General features: G+C 58.4%; 28 protein-coding genes. All 28 read left to right on the top strand.

Features of this window, described 5'->3' with window-relative positions:
* Window positions 1–23 precede the first annotated feature (23 nt).
* On the top strand, window positions 24–380 hold the full coding sequence (locus tag D5269_RS11925) for a hypothetical protein (RefSeq protein ID WP_120485628.1): 357 nt from the start codon (window positions 24–26) through the stop codon (window positions 378–380).
* Between the two features lie 13 nt (window positions 381–393).
* Window positions 394–2,022, top strand: coding sequence for a PcfJ domain-containing protein (locus D5269_RS19025; RefSeq protein WP_120485627.1), 1,629 nt, complete (start codon window positions 394–396; stop codon window positions 2,020–2,022).
* Window positions 2,019–3,281, top strand: a complete 1,263-nt coding sequence (locus D5269_RS11915; protein ID WP_120485626.1) for a DUF3102 domain-containing protein — start codon at window positions 2,019–2,021, stop codon at window positions 3,279–3,281. Before D5269_RS19025 ends, D5269_RS11915 begins: the two co-directional genes overlap by 4 nt.
* Window positions 3,282–3,309: 28 nt before the next feature.
* A complete protein-coding gene (locus tag D5269_RS11910; protein ID WP_120485625.1) occupies window positions 3,310–3,696 on the top strand; it encodes a hypothetical protein in 387 nt (128 codons plus the stop codon).
* Window positions 3,697–3,710: 14 nt separating this feature from the next.
* A complete protein-coding gene (locus tag D5269_RS18340; protein WP_199735730.1) occupies window positions 3,711–4,442 on the top strand; it encodes a hypothetical protein in 732 nt (243 codons plus the stop codon).
* A gap of 281 nt (window positions 4,443–4,723) precedes the next feature.
* Window positions 4,724–6,676, top strand: coding sequence for an AAA family ATPase (locus D5269_RS11900; protein WP_120485624.1), 1,953 nt, complete (start codon window positions 4,724–4,726; stop codon window positions 6,674–6,676).
* Window positions 6,673–7,302 (top strand): hypothetical protein, encoded by a 630-nt coding sequence (locus D5269_RS11895; protein ID WP_158604961.1) that lies wholly within the window; start codon window positions 6,673–6,675, stop codon window positions 7,300–7,302. Before D5269_RS11900 ends, D5269_RS11895 begins: the two co-directional genes overlap by 4 nt.
* A complete protein-coding gene (locus D5269_RS11890) occupies window positions 7,299–7,997 on the top strand; it encodes an MBL fold metallo-hydrolase (protein WP_158604960.1) in 699 nt (232 codons plus the stop codon). Before D5269_RS11895 ends, D5269_RS11890 begins: the two co-directional genes overlap by 4 nt.
* An 11-nt stretch (window positions 7,998–8,008) precedes the next feature.
* Window positions 8,009–8,260, top strand: coding sequence for a hypothetical protein (locus D5269_RS11885; RefSeq protein ID WP_120485622.1), 252 nt, complete (start codon window positions 8,009–8,011; stop codon window positions 8,258–8,260).
* A gap of 82 nt (window positions 8,261–8,342) precedes the next feature.
* A complete protein-coding gene (locus D5269_RS11880; protein WP_120485621.1) occupies window positions 8,343–9,278 on the top strand; it encodes a DUF4373 domain-containing protein in 936 nt (311 codons plus the stop codon).
* On the top strand, window positions 9,202–10,179 hold the full coding sequence (locus D5269_RS11875) for an ATP-binding protein (RefSeq protein ID WP_120485620.1): 978 nt from the start codon (window positions 9,202–9,204) through the stop codon (window positions 10,177–10,179). Before D5269_RS11880 ends, D5269_RS11875 begins: the two co-directional genes overlap by 77 nt.
* On the top strand, window positions 10,173–10,313 hold the full coding sequence (locus D5269_RS11870; protein WP_158604959.1) for a hypothetical protein: 141 nt from the start codon (window positions 10,173–10,175) through the stop codon (window positions 10,311–10,313). Before D5269_RS11875 ends, D5269_RS11870 begins: the two co-directional genes overlap by 7 nt.
* Window positions 10,314–10,600: 287 nt before the next feature.
* Window positions 10,601–10,792 carry a hypothetical protein gene (locus D5269_RS11865; RefSeq protein ID WP_120485619.1) on the top strand — a complete coding sequence of 64 codons (192 nt, stop codon included), beginning with the start codon at window positions 10,601–10,603 and terminating at the stop codon, window positions 10,790–10,792.
* A 30-nt stretch (window positions 10,793–10,822) separates the two neighbouring features.
* Window positions 10,823–11,221, top strand: coding sequence for a hypothetical protein (locus D5269_RS11860; protein WP_120485618.1), 399 nt, complete (start codon window positions 10,823–10,825; stop codon window positions 11,219–11,221).
* A gap of 227 nt (window positions 11,222–11,448) precedes the next feature.
* Window positions 11,449–12,705: a site-specific DNA-methyltransferase gene (locus D5269_RS11855; RefSeq protein ID WP_120485617.1), complete on the top strand. Its 1,257-nt coding sequence runs from the start codon at window positions 11,449–11,451 to the stop codon at window positions 12,703–12,705.
* Window positions 12,692–14,530, top strand: coding sequence for a DNA cytosine methyltransferase (locus D5269_RS11850; RefSeq protein ID WP_120485616.1), 1,839 nt, complete (start codon window positions 12,692–12,694; stop codon window positions 14,528–14,530). Before D5269_RS11855 ends, D5269_RS11850 begins: the two co-directional genes overlap by 14 nt.
* An 87-nt stretch (window positions 14,531–14,617) precedes the next feature.
* Window positions 14,618–15,373: a virulence protein gene (locus D5269_RS11845; RefSeq protein ID WP_120485615.1), complete on the top strand. Its 756-nt coding sequence runs from the start codon at window positions 14,618–14,620 to the stop codon at window positions 15,371–15,373.
* Window positions 15,357–15,581, top strand: coding sequence for a DUF4314 domain-containing protein (locus D5269_RS11840; protein ID WP_120485614.1), 225 nt, complete (start codon window positions 15,357–15,359; stop codon window positions 15,579–15,581). Before D5269_RS11845 ends, D5269_RS11840 begins: the two co-directional genes overlap by 17 nt.
* A gap of 24 nt (window positions 15,582–15,605) precedes the next feature.
* The gene (locus tag D5269_RS18335) at window positions 15,606–15,872 is read left to right on the top strand and encodes a hypothetical protein (protein WP_207709123.1); all 267 of its coding nucleotides are present in this window, start codon (window positions 15,606–15,608) and stop codon (window positions 15,870–15,872) included.
* Between the two features lie 204 nt (window positions 15,873–16,076).
* Complete coding sequence (locus tag D5269_RS11830) at window positions 16,077–17,024, top strand: amidoligase family protein (RefSeq protein ID WP_120485613.1); 948 nt, start codon at window positions 16,077–16,079, stop codon at window positions 17,022–17,024.
* Window positions 17,025–17,087: 63 nt separating this feature from the next.
* Window positions 17,088–17,561, top strand: coding sequence for a gamma-glutamylcyclotransferase family protein (locus D5269_RS11825; protein ID WP_120485644.1), 474 nt, complete (start codon window positions 17,088–17,090; stop codon window positions 17,559–17,561).
* A complete protein-coding gene (locus D5269_RS11820; protein ID WP_120485612.1) occupies window positions 17,558–17,800 on the top strand; it encodes a hypothetical protein in 243 nt (80 codons plus the stop codon). Before D5269_RS11825 ends, D5269_RS11820 begins: the two co-directional genes overlap by 4 nt.
* Window positions 17,801–17,835: 35 nt before the next feature.
* A complete protein-coding gene (locus tag D5269_RS11815) occupies window positions 17,836–18,174 on the top strand; it encodes a hypothetical protein (protein ID WP_166545177.1) in 339 nt (112 codons plus the stop codon).
* Between the two features lie 47 nt (window positions 18,175–18,221).
* Window positions 18,222–18,731: a hypothetical protein gene (locus tag D5269_RS11810; protein ID WP_120485610.1), complete on the top strand. Its 510-nt coding sequence runs from the start codon at window positions 18,222–18,224 to the stop codon at window positions 18,729–18,731.
* A gap of 48 nt (window positions 18,732–18,779) precedes the next feature.
* Window positions 18,780–20,135: a phage terminase large subunit gene (gene terL, locus D5269_RS11805; protein WP_243126811.1), complete on the top strand. Its 1,356-nt coding sequence runs from the start codon at window positions 18,780–18,782 to the stop codon at window positions 20,133–20,135.
* Between the two features lie 8 nt (window positions 20,136–20,143).
* Window positions 20,144–22,870 (top strand): phage portal protein, encoded by a 2,727-nt coding sequence (locus tag D5269_RS11800; protein ID WP_120485608.1) that lies wholly within the window; start codon window positions 20,144–20,146, stop codon window positions 22,868–22,870.
* Window positions 22,867–23,142, top strand: coding sequence for a hypothetical protein (locus D5269_RS11795; protein WP_120485607.1), 276 nt, complete (start codon window positions 22,867–22,869; stop codon window positions 23,140–23,142). Before D5269_RS11800 ends, D5269_RS11795 begins: the two co-directional genes overlap by 4 nt.
* A 101-nt stretch (window positions 23,143–23,243) precedes the next feature.
* A partial coding sequence (locus D5269_RS11790; RefSeq protein WP_120485606.1) for an HK97 family phage prohead protease occupies window positions 23,244–23,645 on the top strand: 402 nt, incomplete at its 3' end.

The raw sequence follows: 23,645 nt of genomic DNA, 5'->3' as shown, positions 1-23,645 counted from the left end.
GGGAAGAAAGGAATGTCAAGCCTATGAACGAATGGCAGACGAAAGCGGTCATCGCGCTGGAGGCCCAACAGGCGAAGGTCAAGGATCGTTCCCCGCAGTGGATGGTGGCCGAGCAGCTGAAAGACATCTGCCGCCAGGAGCCCCAAAGTGCAGAGTTGGTCGCCCAGGATTTGCAGGTGGAGGCCATGAGCATCACCGAGGCCGAGAAAAAGATCAAAGCCTATGCCGACAGCCACAAGACCGGCAGCTTCTCCTGTGTGGCCCCTGCGGAGGCGGACCGTATCCTTCGGGAATTCTATGGACTGCCCAGCCCCGATGAAGTCAAGGACGCTCCCACGCCCCCCGCAAAAAAGCGTGTAGACATTGCAGATTTTCTGTGAGGGGGCAGAGGACGTGGAGCAGATTGATTATACGCCACTACTGCCCAAGACGCCGCCCGTTGACCTGATCCAATGGGCTTTAGAGCAGGATGTTTTCCAGAAAGAGTACCTGATCTACAAAGCGAGCCGGATTTACGAGCCCCTGGAGGACCAAATGCGCCCGGCGGTAGAGGTGGTATGCACCCACTGCGGGAAGAAGTTCTTCGCTGAAAAGGTTGATGCCGGCGGATGCAGCGTAGCCTATGCCCCTGCCCCGTTTGGGTGGTATCATCATGAGATGTCAGAGAGCGTGATCAGCGGCAGCATAACTATGTGCCCCGTTTGTGGCTGTGATGTGAAAGTGGTACACATTGGGAGCATTCCGAGAGGGATTGAAGATTGCGCCTGGATTACCACCATGTCACGCCTCCCCATAGAGGAACGTCAAGACCGCTTTGTGCTGGCCGACTGGCTGGTAAAGAGGAAAATCGCAAAGTCCGGGGACAGCCAATACACAACAGACCCCTACAGTGCCTGGGTGGTGGAGGAGAAGAAGGTTGTCCGGCTGATGGGCTATATGAGAACCCTGGGCGGTTCTATTTCAATCCTCCATAAGTGGGCGCAGCGGAAGACCTTTTGCGATGTGTACGGTGAGGCATCCATGGTTTACCCCTGGGATAAATCCTTGCTGGAGGGCACCACGGCAGAGAACTGCAAGCTGGATCTGTATCAGGACGCCGAGGGCAAACGCCTGGTGGCTTATCTGGCCTTATGGCGCAAACGTCCTACTGTGGAAAACCTGCTGGTGCAGGGCTGTGGGCGCTTTCTGGCGGAACTGATTGACAAAGAAAGGAGCTGCGGTTCCGATCACGGTGGCATTCCAAAGCTAAAAGACGTCAATTGGAAGGAAAAGCGCCCGGCACAGATGCTGGGCCTCAATAAAGAGGAATTTCGGTATATGCAGCGGATGCGCTGGGATGTCGAAGATCTGGAACGGTACCGGCTGGCAAAAACCTCCGGGCTACCGCTGAAACTGCCGGAGGATATGAAACTGCTGCGGAGCAAGCCGGCCTATGAGATCAACCGCATTTTGACGGACGGCTTCAAAAAAGACTTCTGGCGCATTCTCAGATACCTCAAAAATCAGAAAGGACAGTGGTATACCCTTCAAGATTACTGGAACATGGCCCAAAGGCTCCACCGGGATCTGTCAGACAGCCTGGTTCGCTGGCCCAGGAGTTTGAAAGCCGCCCACGACCAAGTTATGGCGGAGCAAAAGGCCAGGGAGGATGCGGCACTCAATGAGATGTTCATCGAACGTGCGGAGGAACTGCAATACCTCTCCTTTGAACTGAACGGTCTTCTGATCCGTCCCTGTCAAAACGAAACCGAATTGATCCGGGAGGGGAAGGACCTGCATCACTGTGTGGCCACCTACGCAAAGCGCCACGCAGAGGGAAAGACTGCGATCCTGTTCATCCGTCAGGTGGCGGAGCCGAACATACCATTCTTTACGCTGGAATTTGACGAGGAAACCAAGACTGTCAGGCAAAACCGGGGGCTTCGGAATTGTGGCCGCACCCCGGAAGTAACGGCATTTGAAACGGCGTGGCTGAATCATGTCCGCCACGTAAGGCCGAAAGAAAGGACGAAGATCGCATGAGTGAAATGGAAGTAACTGAGGGCCAGCTCCTCAGTCAGGACTTTGGGGTGGGAGGCCCGCCCGCTGCCGTAGAGATGCCGCTTCCCACTGTGGACTCCGGCAAGTCACCTGAGATTTTGGCGGCGGAAATTCGCACGATCAAGGATCAGACCGGTAGGATGTTGCTCAACAACTCCATTGAGGTCGGTCGGCGATTGACGGAGGCCAAAGCGAAACTGCCCCATGGAAGCTGGGGGGAGTATTTGAAGACCGAAGTCGACTATTCCCCTTCCCAAGCGCAGAACCTTATGCGGGTATTTCGGGAGTACGGGAGTGACCAGCAGAGCTTGTTCGGCGGTGAGGCAAAGTCCCAGACGTTTGGGAATTTGACCTACTCCAAGGCTTTGAGCCTTCTGGCCATCCCAGACGAGGAAGAGCGGGAGCGGTTCGCCGTTGAGAACGATGTGGAGCACATGAGTGTCCGGGAGCTGAACGAAGCCCTCAAGGCTAGGAACGAGGCCGAGGAAAAGGCCGCCGCTGCTGAGGATGAGGCCCGCGGGCTCCGGCAGGAAACCGAGCGGCTCCGGGAGGAAATCGCCGGTCAGGCCCAGGTCTACGAGGCCAGGCTGACCAGCGCCGGAGTGGAGGCTGACCAGGCCAGAGCCGCCGCAAAGGCGGCGCAGAAGGCCCTCGATAAGCAGAGGGACAAGGCCAACCGGCTCCAAGACGCTTTGAGTGAGGCCAACACCTCTGCCCAGGCCGCCGAGGAGGAACACGCCCGGCTGGTTCGGGAACTGGAGGAACTCCGCAACCGGCCCGCCGAGGCGGATACGGCGGCGGTGGAGGCCGCCCGACAGGCCGCCATTGCCGAGATGACGGAGAAGGTGGACAAGGCCAAGGACGCCAAGAAGAAGGCCGAGGAAAAGCGCAAGGCCGCCGAGGAGTCCCTTGAGGCTGCGCAAAAGGAACTGGCTGATCTGAAGGCCAAGGGGCCAGAGGTCCGGGAGCTCACCCAGGAGGAAAAGGACGCCCTGACTGCCGATGCGGTGAACAAGGCTAAGGCCGAGGGTGCGGAGCGGGTGCAGGCCCTTGAAAAGCAGTTGGCCCAGGCTGATCCCGATACGGCTACCTTTAAGGTGCTGTTCGACAGCTGGCAGGATACCTACGACAAGATGATGGATACCCTGGAGCAAATCAAGGCCACAGACAGCAGCAAGGCTGAAAAGCTGCGGGGCGCGGTACGGAAGGTCGTGGAGGATTCGCTGGAGCGGATGGCCTGATGCCGGGCCACGAAAGGAGGTGAAAAGTATGGAAACCTTGAACATCGGCTCAATGCACGTAAAATCAATCCTCGAAATGGACCAAGGTGCCTTCATGGAGATTGCAGATTACAGTATGGCAAAGATCTTAGATGACATCATGAACCCCAATACCCAGGCAACATCCCTGCGCACACTCACCATGACCTGGAGATTCACCCCAAACGAGCAAAGAACGAAAGTGAAGGTCGAGTGTACTCCCAAGCTGGGCTTCGGGAAAATGCTCCCCCTGGGCACCACCCTACACGCCATGGAGGACAGGAACACCGGCGAGATGTGTATGGTGGAGGCGAGCCCTCAGATTCCCGGACAGATGGGATTTGACGGGGCCGAACAGGAACGACCCGTCCAGTTGAAAATCATCAGAACCGCATAGGAGGTACATAAGTCATGCTGAAAGAATTCATCGCTCACATTCAGAAAACCACGCAGCCGTTCGTGCAGCAAGTCGATGGCAGCACGTTCGTTATCAGCGGCAATGGCGGTGTGGAGGAGATCCACCCCGACATCTACCACCCGGACACCCTTCCGCTCCACAGCCTGGAGGCCCTGGTGAAGATGGTGCAGACCGAGGCGGCGAACATGGCGGCGCCGCTCTACATCACCATCCCTAACCACCTGACCGTCCGCTGCTTCGGTCAGCCGGACCCCGACGCCCGGTACTTCCGGCAGGTCTACTATGAGGCCAAGGCCACCGATGTGCCGGGTTTCCAGGACGGGTTCCGGGAGTATGAGAAGGCCATCATCGAACTGCGGAGCCGGTTCGCCCCCGGCGAGGGTGTGGACTACCTGCTGGACCTCATTTCCCGCATCAACAAGGAGAACGGCGTGACCACCAACGACAACGGGGTTTCCCAGACCGTGGAGGCCCGCCAAGGCATAGCCCTCAAAACCATGGAACACATAAAGCCGCGTGTGCCGCTGAGTCCCTTCCGCACCTTCCAGGAGGTGGAGCAGCCGGAAAGCGAGTTCCTTCTCCGGCTGGACGAGGACGGGAACATCGGACTGTTCGAGGCCGACGGCGGGATGTGGAAGCTGACCGCCCGGAAGACCATCAAGGCTTTCCTGGAGGCGAACCTGGCCGATCTGGTGGCCTCTGAGGTCGTGTACATCGCCCTGTAAAGACGGCGGTGGCAGCGACCATACTGCCCAACATTGGACGCTATTGTTTGTGTAGTTTATGGTCTGAATTGACCAAATTGTCACATATAGACAAGTCTCTGGCGGTATTTTCTACACCATTTTTTCTTATTTTTCGGACAGGCTCCTTGCTATTCTCCTCAAACAGAGTGATTAATGTGATGCGCAAAGGCCCGCCGGGCGGTAACACACCCGACGGGCCAAGGGGCAAAAAACAATTCAGTACACCTGCAGTATAGCAGGTCAGAAAGGAAAATGCAATCATGAAAATGCAGCTCACTTCCCTGACGCTTGAAAATTTCAAGTGTTACGAGCACATGGAGTTCCGCTTTGATGGCAGGAACGCCAGCATCTTCGGTGCGAACGGCACCGGCAAGTCCAGCGTCTACGACGCCTTTACCTGGCTCCTGTTCGGCAAGGACAGCAAGGGGAGCGCCAAGTCCGAGGCGCTCAAGCCCATCGTCCAAGAGGGCGAGCACATGGGTGAGGTGAAGGACTCCGGGGCGATCACCTCGGTGGAGGCGGTGCTCCTTGTGGACGGCATGGAGCGGAAACTCAAGCGCACCTACTATGAGCTCTGGAGCACGAAACGCGGCAGTGCCGAAAAGACCCGCGATGGCCACAGCAGCGACTACTTTGTGGACGACGTGCCCTGCAAGAAGAACGAATTCGCCCGCCGGGTAGGGGAGATCATCGATGAGGATCGGTTCAAGCTGCTGACTAATCTATTCTTTTTCCCGGAGGCACTGCCCTGGCAAAAGCGACGGGAGGTGCTGTTCGATGTGGCGGCGGTGGCCACGGACGAGGAGATCCTTGCCAGCGACGCCCGGTTCGCTCCTCTGGCCTCCGCTCTGCGGGGGCTGACCCTGGACGACTACCGCAAAAAGCTGGCGGCCCAGCGCAAGGGGCTGAACAAGACGCGGGAATACACCCCGGCGCGGCTGGACGAGTGCAAGAAGACCATCGGCGATCTCTCCGGAATCGACTTCGACGCCTTGGAACGGCAGCGGGCAGAGGCCCAGGAGCGCCGGACAGCGGCCCAGCGGGAGGTGGATCAGGCGGAGCGCGACGGCGGCCGGACAGATCTGCAAAACCAGCTCGCCAGCATCCGCAATGAGCTGGGGCGGCTGGAGAACGAGAACGCCGCCCACCGGCTGGCCCAGCAGCAGACCCAAGGCACGGACGAGGCTTCGGCGGTCCGGCAGGGCATCAACGCCATCCGCGCCCAGGAGAGCCGGCGTCAGAGCGACCTGAAGTATCTGCGCGGGCGGCATAATTCCTTGGAGGGCGAGGTAAGCGCCTGCCGCACCAGATGGAACGAGATCAACGGGGAGGAGTTCAAGGGCGGCATCTGCCCTACCTGCGGCCAGGCACTTCCCAAAGACAAGCTGGAGGCCGCTGTGGCGGGCTTTGAGCAGGACAAGGCAAGACGTAAGGGGGAAGCCGTGGACGCCGCCAATTGCGCCAAGAAGGCGCTGGAGGGCATCCGTGAGGACATTGCCAAGCTGGAGCGGGAGTCCACCGAGAGCCAGAAACAGGCGAAGGAGCTGACCGCCCGGCTCCAGCAGCTGGAGAGCGCACCCAAAGCGGAGATCACGGACATGGAGGACTACGCCGTCCGGAAGGCGGAGCTGGAGGCCCAGGCCGCAGCGATCCATGTGGAGCTGGATGGGCTGGCGATGGAAACGGCGGCCCGTGTTCAGGCCTGCCGGAGTGCGCTGGCCGATGCGGACAGGGAACTGGACAGGCTGTCCGGCGAGCTTTCCAAGAAAACGGCGCTGGAGTACGCCAGCAAGCGTATGGAGGAACTGCGGGAGCAGGCCGCAGCGGCCTCCGATGAGCTGAACAAGCTGGATGGAATGCTGTACCTCTGCGAGGAATTCACACGGTACAAGGTGCAGTTCATTGAGGAGAGCATCAACCGCCGGTTTTCCATGGTGCGGTTCCGGCTTTTCCGGGAGCAGATCAACGGCGGCCTAGAGGACTGCTGCGATGTGACGGTGGACGGAGTGCCCTTTGGCGAGGGCCTGAACACGGGAGCCAGGTTCAACGCCGGCATCGACATCATCAACACGCTTTCCCGGCACTACGGCGCCCAGGTGCCGCTTTTTGTGGACAACGCCGAGAGCGTGACCCCGCTGGCCCAGGCCGACACTCAGGTGATACGCCTGGTGGTGTCCGAAAATGACAAGGAATTGAGGTGCGAGCTGCAATGAAATTAAAATCCATCATGAAACCCATGGCGCCCACGGTGGAGGCGGGCAGCTATCTGGCGGTGTGCGTTGGAGTGGTGTTCATCGGGGAACAGTACATCCCGCCCTTTGGAGACAAAAAGGGCCGGTATGAAAATCGGCTGATGTTCGTGTGGGACATTCCCTCCGAACTGGACGAAAACGGAACGCCCAAGCAGCTGAGCAAGGCGATCAACGCCACCAGCTCCGCCAAGGGGAACCTGATGGTCATTCTCAGCGGGTGGAACAGCAGGACCTATACCAAGGAAGAACTGGCGGACACAGAGGTCAACGACCAGCTGGGTAAGCCGTGTATGCTGAGCGTGGGTGTGAATGAAAACGGGTACGTCAACGTGACGGCGGTGAGCGCCATCCCCAAAGGCATTCCGGCCCCTGTAAGCAATACGCCGTTTATCAAGTTCGACGTCAACGAGTGGAGCGATGAGGGCTTTGCGGCCTTGCCGGAATGGGTGCAGAACAGAATCAAAGAATCCACGGAGTACCAGAAACTCCACGTTCCCACCGATCCCGTAGACGTGGACACCAGCGGCGGACAGCAGGCCGGAGCCGCCGACAGCGGGCAGGCTCAGAAGGAGGAGAATCCCATATGACTTTTACCTCGCTTGCCAGTTCCTCCCGCGGCAACTGCTATGTGGTCAACGATGGTGAGACAGCGATTCTGCTGGAGTGCGGCATTTCTTTCCGCCGGATAAAAAAGGGGTTGGGATTTGACCTGTCGGCGATTCGGGCCTGCCTGATCAGCCACGAGCACAAAGACCACGCAAAGAGCGTGATGGACATGATTAAATCCGGCGTGGAGGTCTTCGCAAGCGAGGGGACCGCCGAGAAGCTGGACTGTGCCCTCATCACCCCCGTAGAGGCGGGGGTGCAGTTCCGGGTGGGCAGCCTGGAGATTATGCCCTTCCGTACCTGGCATGACGCAAAGGAACCCCTTGGATTCCTGATTTATAGCTGGCGGGACGGGGAGCGGCTGACATTCGCCACCGACACCGTCAACCTGGGCCACACCTTCCCCAGCGTGAACCTGCTGGCGCTGGAGGCCAACTATGACAAGGACATCCTGGCCCGGTGCGAGCGGATGCCAGACAAGGTGAAAGAGCGCGTTACCAACAGCCACATGGAGATCGAGACACTGTGCCAATACCTGCGCACCTTGGACTTGTCAACCTGCCGCACACTGTACCTCTTGCACCTGTCCAACGCCGCCAGCAATGAGGGACATTTCATCAGCCGGGTGCGGAAAGCAGTGCCGCGTCATGTCGAGATCATCATCTGCGCAGAATAGCGGAGGCGGTGATGGATGTGTTTGACCTACATACTGCCGCTGAAGAAAGCGCCGGTACCCCCATCTCTAAAGAAGAATATCGGCTGGCGCTCCCGGCAGCACGGCACAAGATGGAGTACATCAACGATCTGAATGGAACGCGCCACAGCGAGCCTTACCTCGCCATCCTGATAGCCGAAACGGTCAGGGCTCAGCGGCTTACCCAATACCTGAACGCTCTCTACGATCTGAGGGAGCAGGCGCGTTTGGAGAGCCTTGCATAGAGGCTCTCACATCCATAACAACAAAGGGATATCCGGGGGAATTACCCCCGGACTTTCCCGCAAAAAGGCGGTGAGGTAGGAAATGGCTGGCAAGCCGAAACCAGGGCTTGACTACGCCGGATGGGCGACAAACATTTTCGATGGAGACACGAAGATAGACAGGCTCCTTGATGCGCAGGGCTGGATTGGATTCAGCGTCTACTTTTACCTGTGTCAGATGGCCTATAAGTTTGACGGATACTTCTATCGTTGGAGTTACGCCGATGCGGCCACCACCGCGAGGAGGATGGGCAGCGGCGTTAAATCCGAGACAGTCAAGGCGGCTGTCGGGGCGTGCTTGCAGATTGGACTCTTTGATAAGAGGCTGTTTGAGGAGAACGCCATCTTGACGAGCAGAGGTATACAAAGGCGGTTCTACGCTGCCAAAAAGGAGAAGCGTAGAAGGGCTGTCATAGCCGACTATTGGCTCTTGGGAAAAAATGACGAATCCGAGGGCCTGGAAGAGTGCGCCGATTTCGATGATGATTGCAGCAAGGATGGCGATGATTGTAGCAAGGATGGCGATTTTTGTAGCAAAGATGGCCCTAAAAGAAAAGAAAAAGAAAGTAAAGGAAAGGGAAGTAAAGATATACCGTCCTCCGGCGAGGCCGGAGGCGGAGAGCCCCCATCGCCCCGGCGAAGGAAGGCGTCTTCATTGACCGAAGATCAGCAAGCGAGATTCAGCCTGTTTTGGGCGGCCTATCCTCGTAAGCAGAAACTGGGGGAGGCGGAGAAAGCGTGGGCCAAGACAGACCCCGACGACGCTCTGACCGAGCGGATTGTAGCGGCTGTCCAAGGCTGCGTGTTGAACGACTTCCGATTCCGGGAAGAACGTTATACCCCGCTCCCCGCCACGTGGCTGGACGGAAAGGAATGGGAAAATCAATACGGAGGACAAGACAATGGAAGAAAGCAGAGCCAAGGAAGCGGTTCGGGATGGCATTCCCGACCGAGCACAGGGTTTAAGACCGAAGTTTAACGGCAACGGCCCCATCACCAGCAAGGATGCGGAGGAGTTAGGCATTCCGGCCCGCTCCCCGGCACCGCCCCCGGAAACCTGCGAATTCTGCGGGGCTACGCTCTACCATGAAGGGCTTGTTTTCCTGCTGTTGGGCAAGAGACCGGAGATCTGTTTCTGGAACCCGTCGCCCCAGCGTTGTACCTGCGAGGGGGCGGCGGCATATTGGGCTGAGTACGATGTCCAGGAGGAGCGGCGCAAGCAGGAGGCAGCGGAGGTGGAGAACGCCAAGCGGCGCAAACAGCGAATCGAGCGGCTGCTGGGCAGGAGCGGAATTAAGAAACGGTTCCGTCAGCGTACCTTTGAGCATTTCAAGGCCGACACGCCGGAACGCAAGAGGTGGCTACGGGTGGCAAAGGAGTATGCAGATCGTTTTCCGGAAAAGCTGGTCACCGGGGAGGGGCTGTATATCGAAGGGAACTATGGCACAGGCAAGACCCATCTGGCCGCCGCGATAGCCCTTCAGCTGATTGAGGCAGGCGTTCCAGTAGTCTGTAAGACCTCCATAGAACTGCTGATGGATATCAGAAAGGCGTTCGATGGGCGCGAGGTCAGCGAGGAGGCAATCCTGCGGGCATACAAGGATGTGGATCTGCTCATCATTGATGACTTGGGCAAGGAGCAGGTCACGGAGTGGTCTATTTCTACGCTTTACAACATTCTCAACGACCGCTATGAGGATATGAAGCCCACCATTATCACGACCAATTTTGGGAGCGATGACCTGATTGCCGTGGAAACGCCAAAGGGGTCAAATGAGAGTCGGATCGAGGCGATTGTGAGCAGGCTTCGCGAGGTTTCCACTGTCCTGACGATGGTGGGGGAGGATTACAGGAGTCAGGGAGGTAGCACGCCGTGCTAATATTGACATTTCAAGTAAACTGTGCCAGTTGGCACATCCTGGGCATCAAGGAGGCCCTTGCCATGCTCTTGGAGCGGTGGGGCGACGTTCGTCTGGTTGATGTCCGTGAGGCTCAGAAGGCCGCGCCGGAATAGATGCGCATCGGCCACACCTGAGAACAAGGGAAATTCCCATACGTTTGTGTATTTGGAGGTTTTATAAAATGACAGCGAAAGAATTAGCTGAAATGCTTTCTGGCCGGGAGGTCAGAGAGGAGATTGAATGGGGCGAGGAGCGGGACATCAAGGATGCTGGCCTGATCGTGGTGTATGCTGGTTGACGCAGAATATGAGCTTTGCCGAGAGGCTCACGGCGAAATGGCGGTGTTTGAGAACCTTGGCAAGACCTGGGTGGCTTACCGCCACAAACCGGAGAATGGGGCATGAGCAGAAGAAGTGGGAACAGCCGGGGCGGGATGCAGTCCGCTGGTGTGCATCCGTCCATCTACTGCCCGGTCTGCCGGAAACCTGCGGCCAGATATGAGCCGGGGGTCGGCTGGATGCACTTCACGAAAACTGGCTCGGTTTGGCACAAAGAGAAACCGGGCCAAAATCCCAAACGTCTGGGATTTTGAAGGAATACATAGCACGGAGGGGCTGGTGGCATGACGCTGCAGGAACTATCGAAATACTACAAGCTACATGAGCGGTTAGAGCGGAACCGGGAGATGCTCGCGTCCCTGTACGCAGCGGCAGGGCTGGGGGCGCAGGAGATCACCGGGATGCCGCACGCGTCGGGCGTTTCGGATCAAGTGAGCAACCTGGTCATTGAGATCGAGGATTTGAAGGAACGGATCTCCCACCTCGAATCGAGGTGCGCCGAGGAAAAGAAAAGGCTGGAGAAGTACATCGGTGCCATCAAGGATGACCAGACCCGCATGATTTTCCGCCTGCGGTTCCTCCACTGCATGACCTGGCCCCAGGTGGCCGAGGCCATCGGCGGCAGGAACACGGCAAACAGCGTCAAGCTGATTTGCCATCGGTATCTGAACCCCAAAAGTTGAAACGGCGTGAAACGGTGTGAAACTTGACGAAACGCCCCTATCTGTGTTATGGTAGGCTTGCATGAATTCTAAATCAGCCAGGCGGCCCTCCTTCGGGAGGGCCGCCATCCTTTTTGAAGGGAGGTTTTTGGCCCCGCGCTTTCTCTCCTTTGCGCGTGGTCTTGCATCGGGTACGGCGACCGCCAGCGTCGGACAGCGGTGACAGACAACAAAAGGAGGCCTTCACGATGGAAATTGTGAAGATGAAATTATCGGAGCTGAACCCGGCGGAGTACAACCCCCGGAAGGCTCTCAAGCCGGGAGACCCGGCCTATGAAAAGCTGAAAGCGTCCATCCTCTCCTTCGGGAACGTGGAGCCCATCGTGTGGAACCGCAGCACAGGGAATGTAATCGGCGGCCACCAGCGGCTCCGCGTTCTTCTGGATCTGGGTGTGACGGAGAGCGAGGTCAGCGTGGTCGACCTGTCCGAGGTGGACGAAAAGCGGCTGAACATCGCCCTCAACAAAATCACTGGCGAATGGGACGATGAAAAGCTGACGTCCCTGCTGGCCGACCTCACCGCCGGCGGCGCGGATGTGTATCCCGCCGGCTTTGACGAGCAGGAGCTTGCCTCCATGTTCGCCGACCTCTCCAAGGTGGAGGCGCATGATGATGGCTTTGACCTAACCGCCGCTCTGGAGAAAGCCTCCTTTGTGAAGCGAGGCGATGTCTGGACGGTGGGCAGGCACCGCCTCGTGTGCGGCGACGCCACCTCTGCTGAGGACGTGGCCACGCTGATGGACGGCAAGAAGGCCAACCTCATCCTGACCGATCCCCCCTATGGCGTCTCCTTCAAGTCCTCGGATGGGCTAACCATCCAGAACGACTCCATCAAGGGAGATGATTTCTACCGTTTTCTCCTCCAGTCCCTCACGAACATGGTCGCCCACCTCGAAAAGGGAGGGGCGGCCTATGTTTTTCATGCGGATACTGAGGGGCTTAATTTCCGCCGGGCATTCATCGACGCCGGCTTGCACTTGGCCGGGGTGTGTATCTGGGTGAAGAACTCCCTGGTGCTGGGCCGCAGCGACTATCAGTGGCAGCATGAGCCGGTTCTGTACGGTTTCCTTCAGAACGGCAAGCACTCATGGTACTCCGACCGCAGGCAGACCACCATCTGGAACTACGACAAGCCGAAACGCAACAAGGATCATCCGACCAGCAAGCCTCTTGACCTGCTGGGCTATCCTATCAAAAACTCCACGCAGGAGAATTCTGTGGTGGTAGACACCTTCGGCGGCAGCGGTTCCACGCTCATGGCCTGTGAACAGCTGAACCGCACATGCTATACGATGGAGCTTGATCCGAAATACGCATCCGTCATCCTCCGCAGGTTTGTGGAGAACACTTCCAAGGCAGAGGACGTGTATGTCATAAGGAACGGCGAGAAGCTCATGTACTCGGAGCTTGTCAAGGAAGTGGAGGTGCCGGATGGAAAAGAATAATCTCACGCTCGGCTCCCTCTTTGACGGGAGCGGGGGATTTCCGCTTGCTGGGCTTATCTCCGGGATTACACCTGTGTGGGCGTCGGAAGTCGAGCCGTTCCCTATCAGGGTAACAACTAAGCGACTGCCGCAGGTAAAGCACTACGGTGATGTGTCGCAGATGGACGGCGGAAAGATAGAGCCGGTCGATATCATCACATTCGGCTCTCCCTGCACCGACATGAGCATCGCCGGCAAGCGGGCCGGTCTGGAGGGGGCGCAGTCCTCCCTTTTCTATCAGGCCATCCGCATCATCAAGGAAATGAGGTGTGCAACTAATGGAAGATTCCCGCGCTGGGTCTGCTGGGAGAATGTCCCCGGTGCCTTCAGCTCGAACGGGGGCGCCGACTTCAAAGCGGTCCTCGATGCAGTCATCGGCATCGCAGAGCCGGGGGCCGAGGTGCCTATGCCTGAGAAAGACCGCTGGCCCTACGCCGACATTTACCTGGGAGAGCAATGGAGCGTTGCGTACCGCACTTTCGATGCGCAACATTGGGGAGTCCCCCAGCGAAGACGCCGCGTCTACCTTGTCGGCGATCTTACAGGCCGATGTGCCGGACAAGTATTATTTGAGTCCGAAGGCTTGTCTGGGTATTCTGCGGAGGGCTTCCGCGCGTGGCAAAGAGCTGCCAGAGATTCTGCGGCTGGCTTTGGAGCGGCAGGCGGCATCTGCCTGAACGACCAGGGCGGCGGTCGGATGGATATTTCCCAAGAGGTGACCGCCACCCTCCGCGCCCAAGAGCATGGGCATCCGCCCTGTGTACTGGCGGCGGGGTTTTGCAAGGAATGTTCCGCCCGGAGCTGGGGCATTGGCTATGAGGAGGAACGCGCGCCCACCCTCCGGGCGGGGTCCATCCCCACCGCCGTCTATGAGAACCATAGCCAGGACACCAGATACACCGGGCCGCTGGACACGGCCCCCACGGTCAGCTCCACCTACGGCACTGGGGGCAACAACCAGCCCTTCGTGGTGGAGGCCGACACGCCCAAGACGCTGAAGATACGCTCCGGCTGCGAGGGCGGCGGCAAGGGTGCGCTCATCCAGGAGGATGTGTCCGCCACCCTCTCCTGCAACAACGACCAGACCCTGTTCGTGCAGTTCTGCAAAGGCACCCGGCCCCACTCCGCACAAGAGGGCCAGGTGTGGAAAGCGGCAGAGGTCGCCAACACGCTGAACACTTTTGACGTGGGTGAAACCCGTTGTGCGGAACTGGCGGTGCGAACTTTCGGCATCGGCGCGGCCTACAGTGCCGGGATGCTTTCAGATAACCCCTGCGCTGGCATCTACGAGGCCGATACCTCCCGGACGCTGGATCAGAGCGGCGGCAACCCCTCCTGCAATCAGGGCGGCATTGCCGTGGTGGAGGGGCCGACCTACGCCATGACCCCCTGCACCTACACGCAGATCGAGCGGGAAAAGGCTCCCACGCTGAACGCGAGGGATTTCAAGGACCCCACCTTTGTCAATGCTGGTTACAGTGTGAGAAGGCTTACCCCCACCGAGTGCGCCAGGTTACAAGGGTTCCCGGATTTTTGGTGCGCTGGTTTGGACACGCCGGAGCCTACCGAGGCGGATATCGCTTTCTGGTCTGAGGTGTGGGAAACCCATCGCCGGGTGGTGGGCGGATCGACCAAGGCCAAGAGCCGGAACCAGATCGTCAAATGGCTGCAACATCCCCACTCCGATGCCGCCGAATATAAAATGTGGGGGAACGGAGTCGCGCTGCCGAATGTGTTTTTCGTGCTGGCGGGCATTGTGTGGTCTACACAATTATCCAGCCAGTAATTTGTCGAGGTCAGGGCGAGAAACAACTTGCTATATCCGCCGGGTAGAGCGAATATGTGACTACCAAAAAACAAGGGGGTTTCCACCATGATGATCAACTACAACGTGACCGGTGCCGAACGCAAGCGCCTCGCCGACTACATTTCCGGCTTCATGGGTACGGAGAAAAAGTACCTGGGTGCGCCGACCTTCGCCTACCAGATTGGCTACCTCACCGTCAGCAAGGACGGCGCGGTCAGCTTCGAGGACCGGGGCTACAACAGCGACATCGACGCGCTGATGGCGGAGCTGGAGGGCCAGGGGTTCCACACCGAGGACACCATCGCCAAGGCCGACACCGCCGGGGCGGGGGCCAACAGCGGCGAGGAGGCCGCTCCTGCCGAGGAGGGCATCACCCAGCCCCACGGCTTCGGCCTGACGGTCACCCTCCCTGCTGCCAGTCTGCCCTCCGAGGCGCTGGTCAACCTCACCAGCCTCCTCACCGCCAAGGGGCGGCTCATCCGAAAGACCCTGGGTGTGGGGGCCCTCCCGGTGGTGGTCAGCCCCGACACGGTTTCCTTCCCCTGGTTCGAGGGCAGGGACCTCAACGCCGATGAGGTCAAGACCTACACCCACCTGATCGCCGCCCTCTGCGACATGGCCCGGAACCAGAAGCGCATCACCGCCAGGGAAAAGGCCACCGACAACGACAAGTACGCCTTCCGGTGCTTCCTCCTCCGGCTGGGCTTCATCGGGGCCGAGTTTAAGGACGAGCGGAAAATCCTGCTGCGCGGCCTCTCCGGCAACAGCGCGTTTAAGTCCGGCAGCGGAAAGGAGGCGGCTGACCATGCGGTTTCCGCATAGAGAGACAGTGGAGCGGCTCCGCCGGGAGTACCCGGCGGGATGCCGGGTGGAGCTGCTCCGCATGGATGACCCTCAAGCCCCGCCCATTGGCACCAAGGGGACGGTGCGGGGCGTGGATGACACCGGCTCCATCATGGTGGCCTGGGACAGCGGCGGTGGGCTCAATGTGGTCTACGGCGAGGACGAGTGCAGAAGGGTAGGCGAGTGAAATGCGCAGCATCATCAGAGAGTTTTGCCTCAGCAGCATCGCCCCGGATGCTACCGCCATCAAGCAGACCTCCGAGTTGAAAAAGGCGGTGCAGGAGGTATCCTATGCCGAGCCCTTTCCCCGGGAACGCTTGGACGGCGAATGCGGCTGGTCGATACCCAGCTCACCACCAGCACCACCACGGCCCAGGAACGCTGCATGGACGGGTTCCGCACCGGTGCCAAGTTCATGCTGGGCATCCTGGTCGGCGAGAGTGAAAACCTGGCCCCGCTGGTGCAGGCAGAGCTATAAACTACACAATTTCATCCCCGAATGATCGTGTGCTTTATGGGTACGAATTGACTTGCTATATCTCCGTTTTAGAGCGAATATGTCACTACCGAAAGGGGTGCGGGTCGCCGGTGGCGACCTTTGCGGCGCAGCCGCAAAAGCACCGACCGAGCCGACAGGCGAGACAACACCCCGCCGGACACACAAAAGACGGAGGTTCGCACCATGAACGAGAAATTGCAAAACCAGGTCGCCGAGATGAAAAAGCAGACCATCGGGGTCGAGGTCGAGATGAACAGCATCACCCGCCAGAACGCCGCCAAGCTCGCCGCCGAGTTCTTCGGCACCGGGCGGTTCCAGGACACGGCCCGCCGCAACGGTTACCACACATGGTCGGCCTGGGATGCCCAGGGCCGCGAGTGGAAATTCCAGCGGGACGTGAGCATCGAGGGACCGGACTGCGAAAAGTGCGAGATGGTCACGCCGATCCTGACCTACGCCGACATGGACACCCTCCAGGAGCTGGTGCGGCGGCTGCGCAAGGCCGGGGCCAAGAGCGATGCCACCAGAGGGTGCGGGGTACACATCCACATCGGGGCCAAGGGCCACACCGCCCAGACCCTCCGCAACCTGGCGAACATCATGGCCAGCCACGAAAGCCTCCTGGCAGACGCCCTCGACCTCGACCGGGGCCGGATGAGCCGCTACTGCCGGACAGTGGACCCCCGGTTCCTCCAGACGGTCAATCAGCGCAAGCCCAGCACCATGAGCGACCTGGCGGACATTTGGTACAGCAGCCACAACGCCACCTGGGACCGCAACCACCATTACAACGACAGCCGCTACCATATGCTCAACCTCCACGCCACCTTCACCAGGGGTACGGTCGAGTTCCGCCTTTTCCAGTTCGACGCCCCCACCGCTGACCGCAAGAACGGCCTCCACGCCGGACAGCTCAAGAGCTACATCCAGCTTTGCCTCGCACTCAGCCAGATGGCCAAGAGCCTAAAGACCGCCAGCCCCAAGCCCCAGCAGACCGACAACCCCAAGTACGCCATGAGGACCTGGCTCCTCCGGCTGGGGTTCATCGGGGAGGAATTCGCCACTGCCCGCGACCTGCTGACCCGCCGCCTCGCCGGGGACGCCGCCTTCCGCAACGGAAGGGCCGCCTAACCCGCCTATGAGCGGGCTTTAGGTGGTAGAAGGGCATTCCCTTTGGAAAGGACAGATGCAAAGATGGCGAAACGATACTACATTGCCTACGGCAGCAACCTCAACATCCGGCAGATGCAGGCCCGGTGCCCAGGGGCACGAATCATCGGGACCGCCGAGCTTGAGGGCTACCGCCTGATGTTCAAGGGAAGCATGACCGGCTCTTACCTGACCGTTGAACCGGAGGATGGGTGCTCGGTTCCCGTTGCGGCCTGGGAGGTCACCGCTGAGGATGAGCGGGCGCTTGACCGCTACGAGGGTTTCCCCAGCTTCTACTACAAGAAGGAGCTGGTGCTCCCCATCAAGGGGATCAAGAGTGGCAAAGTGCGCAGGCGCACAGCGTTCGTCTACATCATGCACGAGGAGCGGCCCTTTGGAATCCCCGGTCGAGGCTACATGAGAACCTGCGCCGAGGGCTATCACGACTTCGGCTTTAACACTGGGACACTTATGGAGGCGTACGCCTTCAGCCAAAAGAAAGCGGGTGCACAGGAATGAGCGAAAAGAAAGCCACCAGGCAGGCGGCCTGCCCCAAGTGTGGCAAGGCGTACACCGGGCGCCCTGCAACAGCCAGGGATGGCAGCGGCCCCATCTGCCCGGACTGCGGGACGCGGGAGGCACTGGAGAGCATCGGCGTGGGCGCGGATGAACAGGAACGAATCCTCGAAACCATCCATCGCTGCCATGCGCAAAGCGGAGGCGGACGGTCCAGGTCGGGCCGCCCGTTTGCTTTTTGACCGCTTTTTTGTGTTTTTGGGAAAGGGTGATTAAATTGGCGACCGTCGGGGCAGGTAGAATCGAGGAAACGCCAGGCTATTGCAAGGCAGAAGATTTGGCGAACCTGTTTGGATTGTCCCCCCAGAATATCAGCCAGTATACCAGGGACGGTATACTGAGGAAAGAGGACACCCCAGTCGGGAAACGGTACAATGTGGTGAAATCCACAAGGGCCGTCATCCAGTACCTTCTGGACAAGGCAGATGGCCGCGAAGGGAAGGACAGTCAGAAATCCAAGAAACTGGAGATACTCAATGCCGAGGCGCGTATTGCACAGGCCAAGGCCCTACTTGCTGAGGAGGAGGCGCAGCAGCTTAGCGGGTGGCCGATCTGACGGTGTGCTATTGTGGCAATGGCATATATTAGGGGGAAGGTGGTGGTATGGCCAATGAAGAAAACCTGAAAAAAGGGGAAGCGACTCAGTTCAAAAGCGGTGAGGAAGCGGCGAGGAATGGTCAAAAGGGCGGGGTTGCTTCCGGGGCATCCAGGCGGCGAAAAAAGGCCATGCGCCAGACGGTGAATGCGCTGCTGGGTGCTGGGCTGGAAGTCGGCGAAAGCACGTTCATCGAAGAAAAAATCAAGCCGCGGCTGCTGGCGCTTGGCATCAATGTCGAAGAGGCCACCTATCAGGATGCCTTTCTTGCTGGCATTTTGCTAAAGGCAATGAAGGGGGACGTCCGGGCCGCTGAGTTTATACGGGATATAGCCGGGGAAAGCCCTGCCCTCAATCTGAAGAAGCAGGAATTGCAGCTGCGAAAGAACGAACTGAAATTCAAGCAGGAGCAGGCGGCCAAGAAGGCGGGAAGCGACGCTGACAAGCCGGGCGCTGATGGTGAGGAAGAACGCGTTCACATTTACCTCCCTGACAATGGACGGTTTGGAGGTGAGTAACGCTTGATCAAGGAAATCAGACCACAGCCTGGGCCGCAGGAAGCGTTTTTGTCAAGCCCAGCTGATGTATGCATCTACGGAGGCGCCGCTGGCGGAGGTAAGACCTACGGTATGCTGCTCGACGCCCTCCACTACGTCAACGTGCAGGGTTTCGGTGCTGTGTTCTTCCGAAAGAACCACAACCAGATACTATCTGAAGGTGGCCTTTGGGACAACTCCCTGGACCTTTACACCGAGCTTCCGAACGCGGTACCCGTCCTTGGTCTATACCAATGGAAGTTCACGAATCCAAAGGGCCGGATCGTCTCCAAAGTTAGCTTCAAGCACATCGAGCGGGATTTGGACTTGGGGAAGTGGCAGGGCAGTCAGATTTGCGGGCTGTACTTCGACGAGCTGACCCATTTCTCAGAGAAAACATTTTTCTATATGTTCTCCCGAAACCGCTCCCTATGTGGCGTGAGGCCATACACAAGGGCGTCCTGCAACCCGGATGCTGATTCATGGGTGGCAAAATTCATCGAATGGTGGATAGACCCGGAAACAGGCTACCCCATTCCTGAACGCAGCGGGAAAATCCGGTGGTTCATCCGCATCGAGGAGGTCATTCACTGGGCCGACACCCGCGAGGAACTGTGGGAGCGGTTCAACCTCGTTTCGAAGCGGGACCGGAGAAAACCGAAGTCGGCTACATTCATCGCGGCCTCTGTTTTCGACAACCAGGCGCTGATGGAGAAGGACCCCGGATATCTTGCAAATCTGGAAGCGATGCCGCTCGTTGAACGCGAGCGGCTTTTGCATGGCAACTGGAAGATCAAGGCTGCTGCCGGGCTGTTCTTCAAGCGCACCCAGCTTGGAAACAGACTGGACGCCGTGCCTACGGACGTTGTGCGCTGGGTGCGGTGCTGGGACTTGGCGGCATCCGAGAAAACACAGAAGGGCGACCCCGCCTATACCGCCGGAGTCCTCATGGGCAAGCGTAGCAACGGGCGGTATATCATTGCGGATGTGGTAAACAGACAGATGGCGGCTGCTGAGGTGCGCAAGACCATTCTAATGACGGCACAGATGGACCGCGACAAATATGGCAGCGTCCGCATCCGGCTCCCGCAGGACCCCGGACAGGCGGGGAAAGAGCAGGCGCAGTCCTACATCAGATTTCTATCCGGGTTTAACGTGACCACCGAATTGGAATCCGGCAGCAAGGCGTCCAGGGCGGAACCGATGGCCGCCCAGTGGCAGGCGGGGAATTTCGACATACTCGCCGGTGACTGGAACGAGCCGTATCTGCTCCAGCTGGAGAATTTTCCGGACGGGAAGTTCAAGGACATGGTGGACGCATCTGCAAACGCATTTTTGGAAATCGAAACCGGGAAGCAGCCTTTTGCTTACTCATTCGCGTACTGAGGTGAAATATGAAACTTTTCGACATCATTCTTGGCAGAAAAAAAGTGAGTGCGCAGTACCGGCGTGACGGCAGCTTTGTTTCCCGTTGGGCTCGGCCGCCCTCCCGCAATACCGCTGAATGGCTGGATATGTTCTCCAAGAGTCCCCGTCTGGCGGTGGTGGAGCGCATCGCAAGCGATCTCGCCAACCTCACCGGGCATCTGTACCGCGTCGCCTCGGACGGCTCCAGGACCGAGATCACCAACCATCCATTCCTTGACCTGTTGGACCGCCCCAACCCGCTCTATGAGATGACCAGCTCGGCTATGTGGCGGCTCAACGAGATTTATCTGATGCTTGTCGGCGAGAGCTTCATGCTGATCGAGCGGGATGCATACGAACGCCCGGTGGAACTGTGGAACGTGCCGCCCCATTGGGTCAAGATGACCCCGTATCTCGGGAATCCGGGCTACCTGATTACGTCGCCGAGCGGACTGACCATGACCGTGTCGGTAGATGATATGTTTGTGATGAAGCAGCTCAATCCGCTAGACCCGTTCATGCGGGGTTTGGGCGCTGCGGAGAGTGTCGCTGACGAGGTGGAGATCGACGAATATGCGGCGAAGTTCCAAAAGCGGTTCTTCTACAACGATGCTACCCCGCCGTTTGTGTTCCTCATACCGGGCGCCACAAAGGAGCAGCTCGACGTTTTTACAGCCGATTGGGAGAAAAAGCACCGGGGCGTGGACAAAAGCCATCGGATGTCGGCCCTGGGCGGGGATGTGACGATTGAGAAACTGGGGGACGCGCACGGCAAAGACATGGGCTTTCTTGAGAGCCGGCTTGCCATGCGCGACGCGGTGTTGGCGCATTTCGGGGTACCCAGAGAGATCATGGGTATCACAGAGAACAGCAACCGGGCCACCGCGGACGCTGCTCAGTACATATACGCCAAAAACGTGTTGACACCCCGTGTCAGCAGCCGGGAGAAAGCGCTCAATATGCAGCTCCTGTCGATGTTCGGTGATGACAGGCTTGTGTGGAAGTTTGACCCGGTGATCCCCTACGACAAAGAGTTCGACAAGTCGAGGGCTCTGGAGGGCTGGGATGCCGGACTGCTCACCAAGAACGAGGCCCGCGGCTTGCTGGATATGCCCGGCATTGAGGGCGGCGATGTGTATAAGACATCCATCACCGATCTGTTCCTGCGGGAGGGCGACGACCCGGTCAAGGTGTCACAAGCCATCCTGCAGCCCGATCTTGAAACCGCAGATCCGGTCCCGGGCGAGAAGTCCCTGTCGATGAACATCACAGCCATGCTTCGGCGCGAGGAACAAGCCGTGCGGAAACACAGCAAGTCTTTTGAGTCGGCGATCTCGCGGCATTTCGCTGAACAGCGGTCAGCGATCCAGAAGGCCCTGGGGATCAGCCAGAAAGCGGAGGACACCCCCGCCTTTGACGAGCTGAGTCAATACCTGCTCCCCGACGGAACGCTGGATATGGACCTCTGGAACGCCCTGGAGGAAGCCGAGCAGCTTCGCATCGCCGACAGTGTGGCCGCTGGGCTGCTGGACTGGAACGCCGAATCCAAGAAGCTGCAGGCCATGTTTACGCCACTTTGGAAGGGCGCGTATGAGACCGGGGTCAAACTCAGCGAGGAGAACTACGGCATTATAAACATCAGCCGGCCGGAGTTTGTGACCGCTGCAAAGGTCAACGGCGCCAAGCACATCGTTGGCATTGAGCAGACCACCAAGGACAGCATCGCGGATATCATCGCGGACGGGATTGCCAATGGCGACAGCCAAGCCAAGCTGAAGAAGGCCATCTATGAAGAGATGGATACATCTCACAAGCGGGCCAAGCTGATCGCCCGCCAGGAGACCATGATGTCCCTCGCAACGGGTCAGTTCGATATGATGAAGGCGGCGGGAGCCAAGACCAAGACCTGGCATCACCGACCGCAGAAGGACCCGCGAGACGGTACGCATGGGAAGGTTGACCACGTTTCTATGGAAGGGGAGACCATTCCCATCAACAAGGCGTTTTCCAACGGTTTAATGTACCCCAGAGACCCGGCAGATGGCCGCCCGGAAGAGGTTATCAACTGCCGGTGTTATCTGACGTATGGGTTTGAGGAGAGCTTGAAACCGACGTTGACAGAACCGCCAGAAGAAACTATAATGAGGGCAGACGACACGCCGGAGCAAACACCGCTGACTATAGAACAGGTCAAGGAGATCATGACCGCACAGGTGGAGATGCTCCCGGAGGAGCAGAAGCAGGCGCTTCAAAACTACACAGGCTTTGCGGCTACTCGTATCAATAGCGCCATCCATAGCGGCAGGATTACCCCGGCGATTCAAAAGGAAATTGACCTTCTGGACACGGCGCTGAAAGACGGTGTGATGCCTGAAACGACAGTGTTGCATCGAGATACGGTCCTTAGTTTCCTGGGGCTGGAATTGTCTGACAAGCCTACGGCGGAAGAGCTTTTGCGGGTTGTAAGACGCACTATCACAAACGACATTTTTACTTCCGCCAGTTTCGAAAATCTGGGGCTACCAAGCCGTGATACACAAATTTGGCTGACGGTTCCGACAGGCTATCGCGGATGCCAGTTTATTCAGTCGGTAGCGTTGCCAAAATACAAGCACCAGATAGAAGTCCTGTTCGCCCGTGGCTTGAAATATCGAGTTACAGATGCCAAAATTGAAAACGGGAAGTACATACTGTTTGTGGAGGTGTTAAAATGAAGCGCGAATGGAAGGAAGATGAAATCAGTGCAGGTTTTAAATGCCCAGATGGGGCGAGAACTATTGTAATTCCAATCTGCAATGTGTGTTTAAATTGGAACGGGCCAGGCAAATGCAAGAAGTTTGGGGAAAGCCCTGATATTTATGGTTGGGGGGAGAAGCGGGACTGCTCTGCGGCTGTTCTGGATACGGGGACCTTTGGATTTCCTCAGTTTGCTGAGCTGTACCCCGAGGACACAAAGAAACTTCTGGAGCGGCAGAACCAAAAGTAATCACATAATTGCGAAAGCATCGTGCGAAAGCGCGGTGCTTTTTTCATGCCTCAAAAAGGGAGGCGGACAAGCCAATGCCGAACAGAAGGGAGGTGAATCGCATGGCAAGAGCAAGACATAGAGCTGTTCGGGAGAAAAAATCGGACACGCCGCAGCGGGAATACAAGTCGGTTTCATTTGTGCTGGAAAGCGCAGACGAGAGTACCGGCGAGTTCTCCGGGTATGCGGCCGTGTTCGGCAACGTGGACAGCGGCGGCGACATTATCGAGAAGGGAGCCTTCACCAAGACCATCGCGGAGGATTTCGCCCGCATTAAGATTCTCTCGCAGCACAACAGCTATGACCTGCCCATCGGCAAACCGCTGGAGCTGCGGGAAGATGAAAAGGGTCTCTACATCCGGGGCAAAATCAGCGACACGCAGACCGGCAGGGACATCAGGACGCTGCTCAAAGACGGTGTTTTGGCGGAACTGTCCATTGGCTATGACGCGGTTGACTTTGAA

Origin of the sequence: Anaerotruncus sp. 1XD42-93 (genome assembly GCF_009917605.1) — a bacterium.
Taxonomy (GTDB): Bacteria; Bacillota; Clostridia; order Oscillospirales; family Ruminococcaceae; genus Anaerotruncus.
The sequence above is the reverse complement of the archived record's forward strand: the minus strand, read 5'-3'. Positions and strand labels throughout refer to the sequence as shown.

Excerpts from the sequence above, each read along its gene's own strand:
- D5269_RS11925 (WP_120485628.1), top strand. The coding sequence starts at position 24 with ATGAACGAATGGCAGACGAAAGCGGTCATCGCGCTGGAGGCCCAACAG.
- D5269_RS11915 (WP_120485626.1), top strand. The coding sequence starts at position 2,019 with ATGAGTGAAATGGAAGTAACTGAGGGCCAGCTCCTCAGTCAGGACTTT.
- D5269_RS11910 (WP_120485625.1), top strand. The coding sequence starts at position 3,310 with ATGGAAACCTTGAACATCGGCTCAATGCACGTAAAATCAATCCTCGAA.
- D5269_RS18340 (WP_199735730.1), top strand. The coding sequence starts at position 3,711 with ATGCTGAAAGAATTCATCGCTCACATTCAGAAAACCACGCAGCCGTTC.
- D5269_RS11900 (WP_120485624.1), top strand. The coding sequence starts at position 4,724 with ATGAAAATGCAGCTCACTTCCCTGACGCTTGAAAATTTCAAGTGTTAC.
- D5269_RS11895 (WP_158604961.1), top strand. The coding sequence starts at position 6,673 with ATGAAATTAAAATCCATCATGAAACCCATGGCGCCCACGGTGGAGGCG.
- D5269_RS11890 (WP_158604960.1), top strand. The coding sequence starts at position 7,299 with ATGACTTTTACCTCGCTTGCCAGTTCCTCCCGCGGCAACTGCTATGTG.
- D5269_RS11885 (WP_120485622.1), top strand. The coding sequence starts at position 8,009 with ATGGATGTGTTTGACCTACATACTGCCGCTGAAGAAAGCGCCGGTACC.
- D5269_RS11880 (WP_120485621.1), top strand. The coding sequence starts at position 8,343 with ATGGCTGGCAAGCCGAAACCAGGGCTTGACTACGCCGGATGGGCGACA.
- D5269_RS11875 (WP_120485620.1), top strand. The coding sequence starts at position 9,202 with ATGGAAGAAAGCAGAGCCAAGGAAGCGGTTCGGGATGGCATTCCCGAC.
- D5269_RS11865 (WP_120485619.1), top strand. The coding sequence starts at position 10,601 with ATGAGCAGAAGAAGTGGGAACAGCCGGGGCGGGATGCAGTCCGCTGGT.
- D5269_RS11860 (WP_120485618.1), top strand. The coding sequence starts at position 10,823 with ATGACGCTGCAGGAACTATCGAAATACTACAAGCTACATGAGCGGTTA.
- D5269_RS11855 (WP_120485617.1), top strand. The coding sequence starts at position 11,449 with ATGGAAATTGTGAAGATGAAATTATCGGAGCTGAACCCGGCGGAGTAC.
- D5269_RS11850 (WP_120485616.1), top strand. The coding sequence starts at position 12,692 with ATGGAAAAGAATAATCTCACGCTCGGCTCCCTCTTTGACGGGAGCGGG.
- D5269_RS11845 (WP_120485615.1), top strand. The coding sequence starts at position 14,618 with ATGATGATCAACTACAACGTGACCGGTGCCGAACGCAAGCGCCTCGCC.
- D5269_RS11840 (WP_120485614.1), top strand. The coding sequence starts at position 15,357 with ATGCGGTTTCCGCATAGAGAGACAGTGGAGCGGCTCCGCCGGGAGTAC.
- D5269_RS11830 (WP_120485613.1), top strand. The coding sequence starts at position 16,077 with ATGAACGAGAAATTGCAAAACCAGGTCGCCGAGATGAAAAAGCAGACC.
- D5269_RS11825 (WP_120485644.1), top strand. The coding sequence starts at position 17,088 with ATGGCGAAACGATACTACATTGCCTACGGCAGCAACCTCAACATCCGG.
- D5269_RS11820 (WP_120485612.1), top strand. The coding sequence starts at position 17,558 with ATGAGCGAAAAGAAAGCCACCAGGCAGGCGGCCTGCCCCAAGTGTGGC.
- D5269_RS11810 (WP_120485610.1), top strand. The coding sequence starts at position 18,222 with ATGGCCAATGAAGAAAACCTGAAAAAAGGGGAAGCGACTCAGTTCAAA.
- D5269_RS11800 (WP_120485608.1), top strand. The coding sequence starts at position 20,144 with ATGAAACTTTTCGACATCATTCTTGGCAGAAAAAAAGTGAGTGCGCAG.
- D5269_RS11795 (WP_120485607.1), top strand. The coding sequence starts at position 22,867 with ATGAAGCGCGAATGGAAGGAAGATGAAATCAGTGCAGGTTTTAAATGC.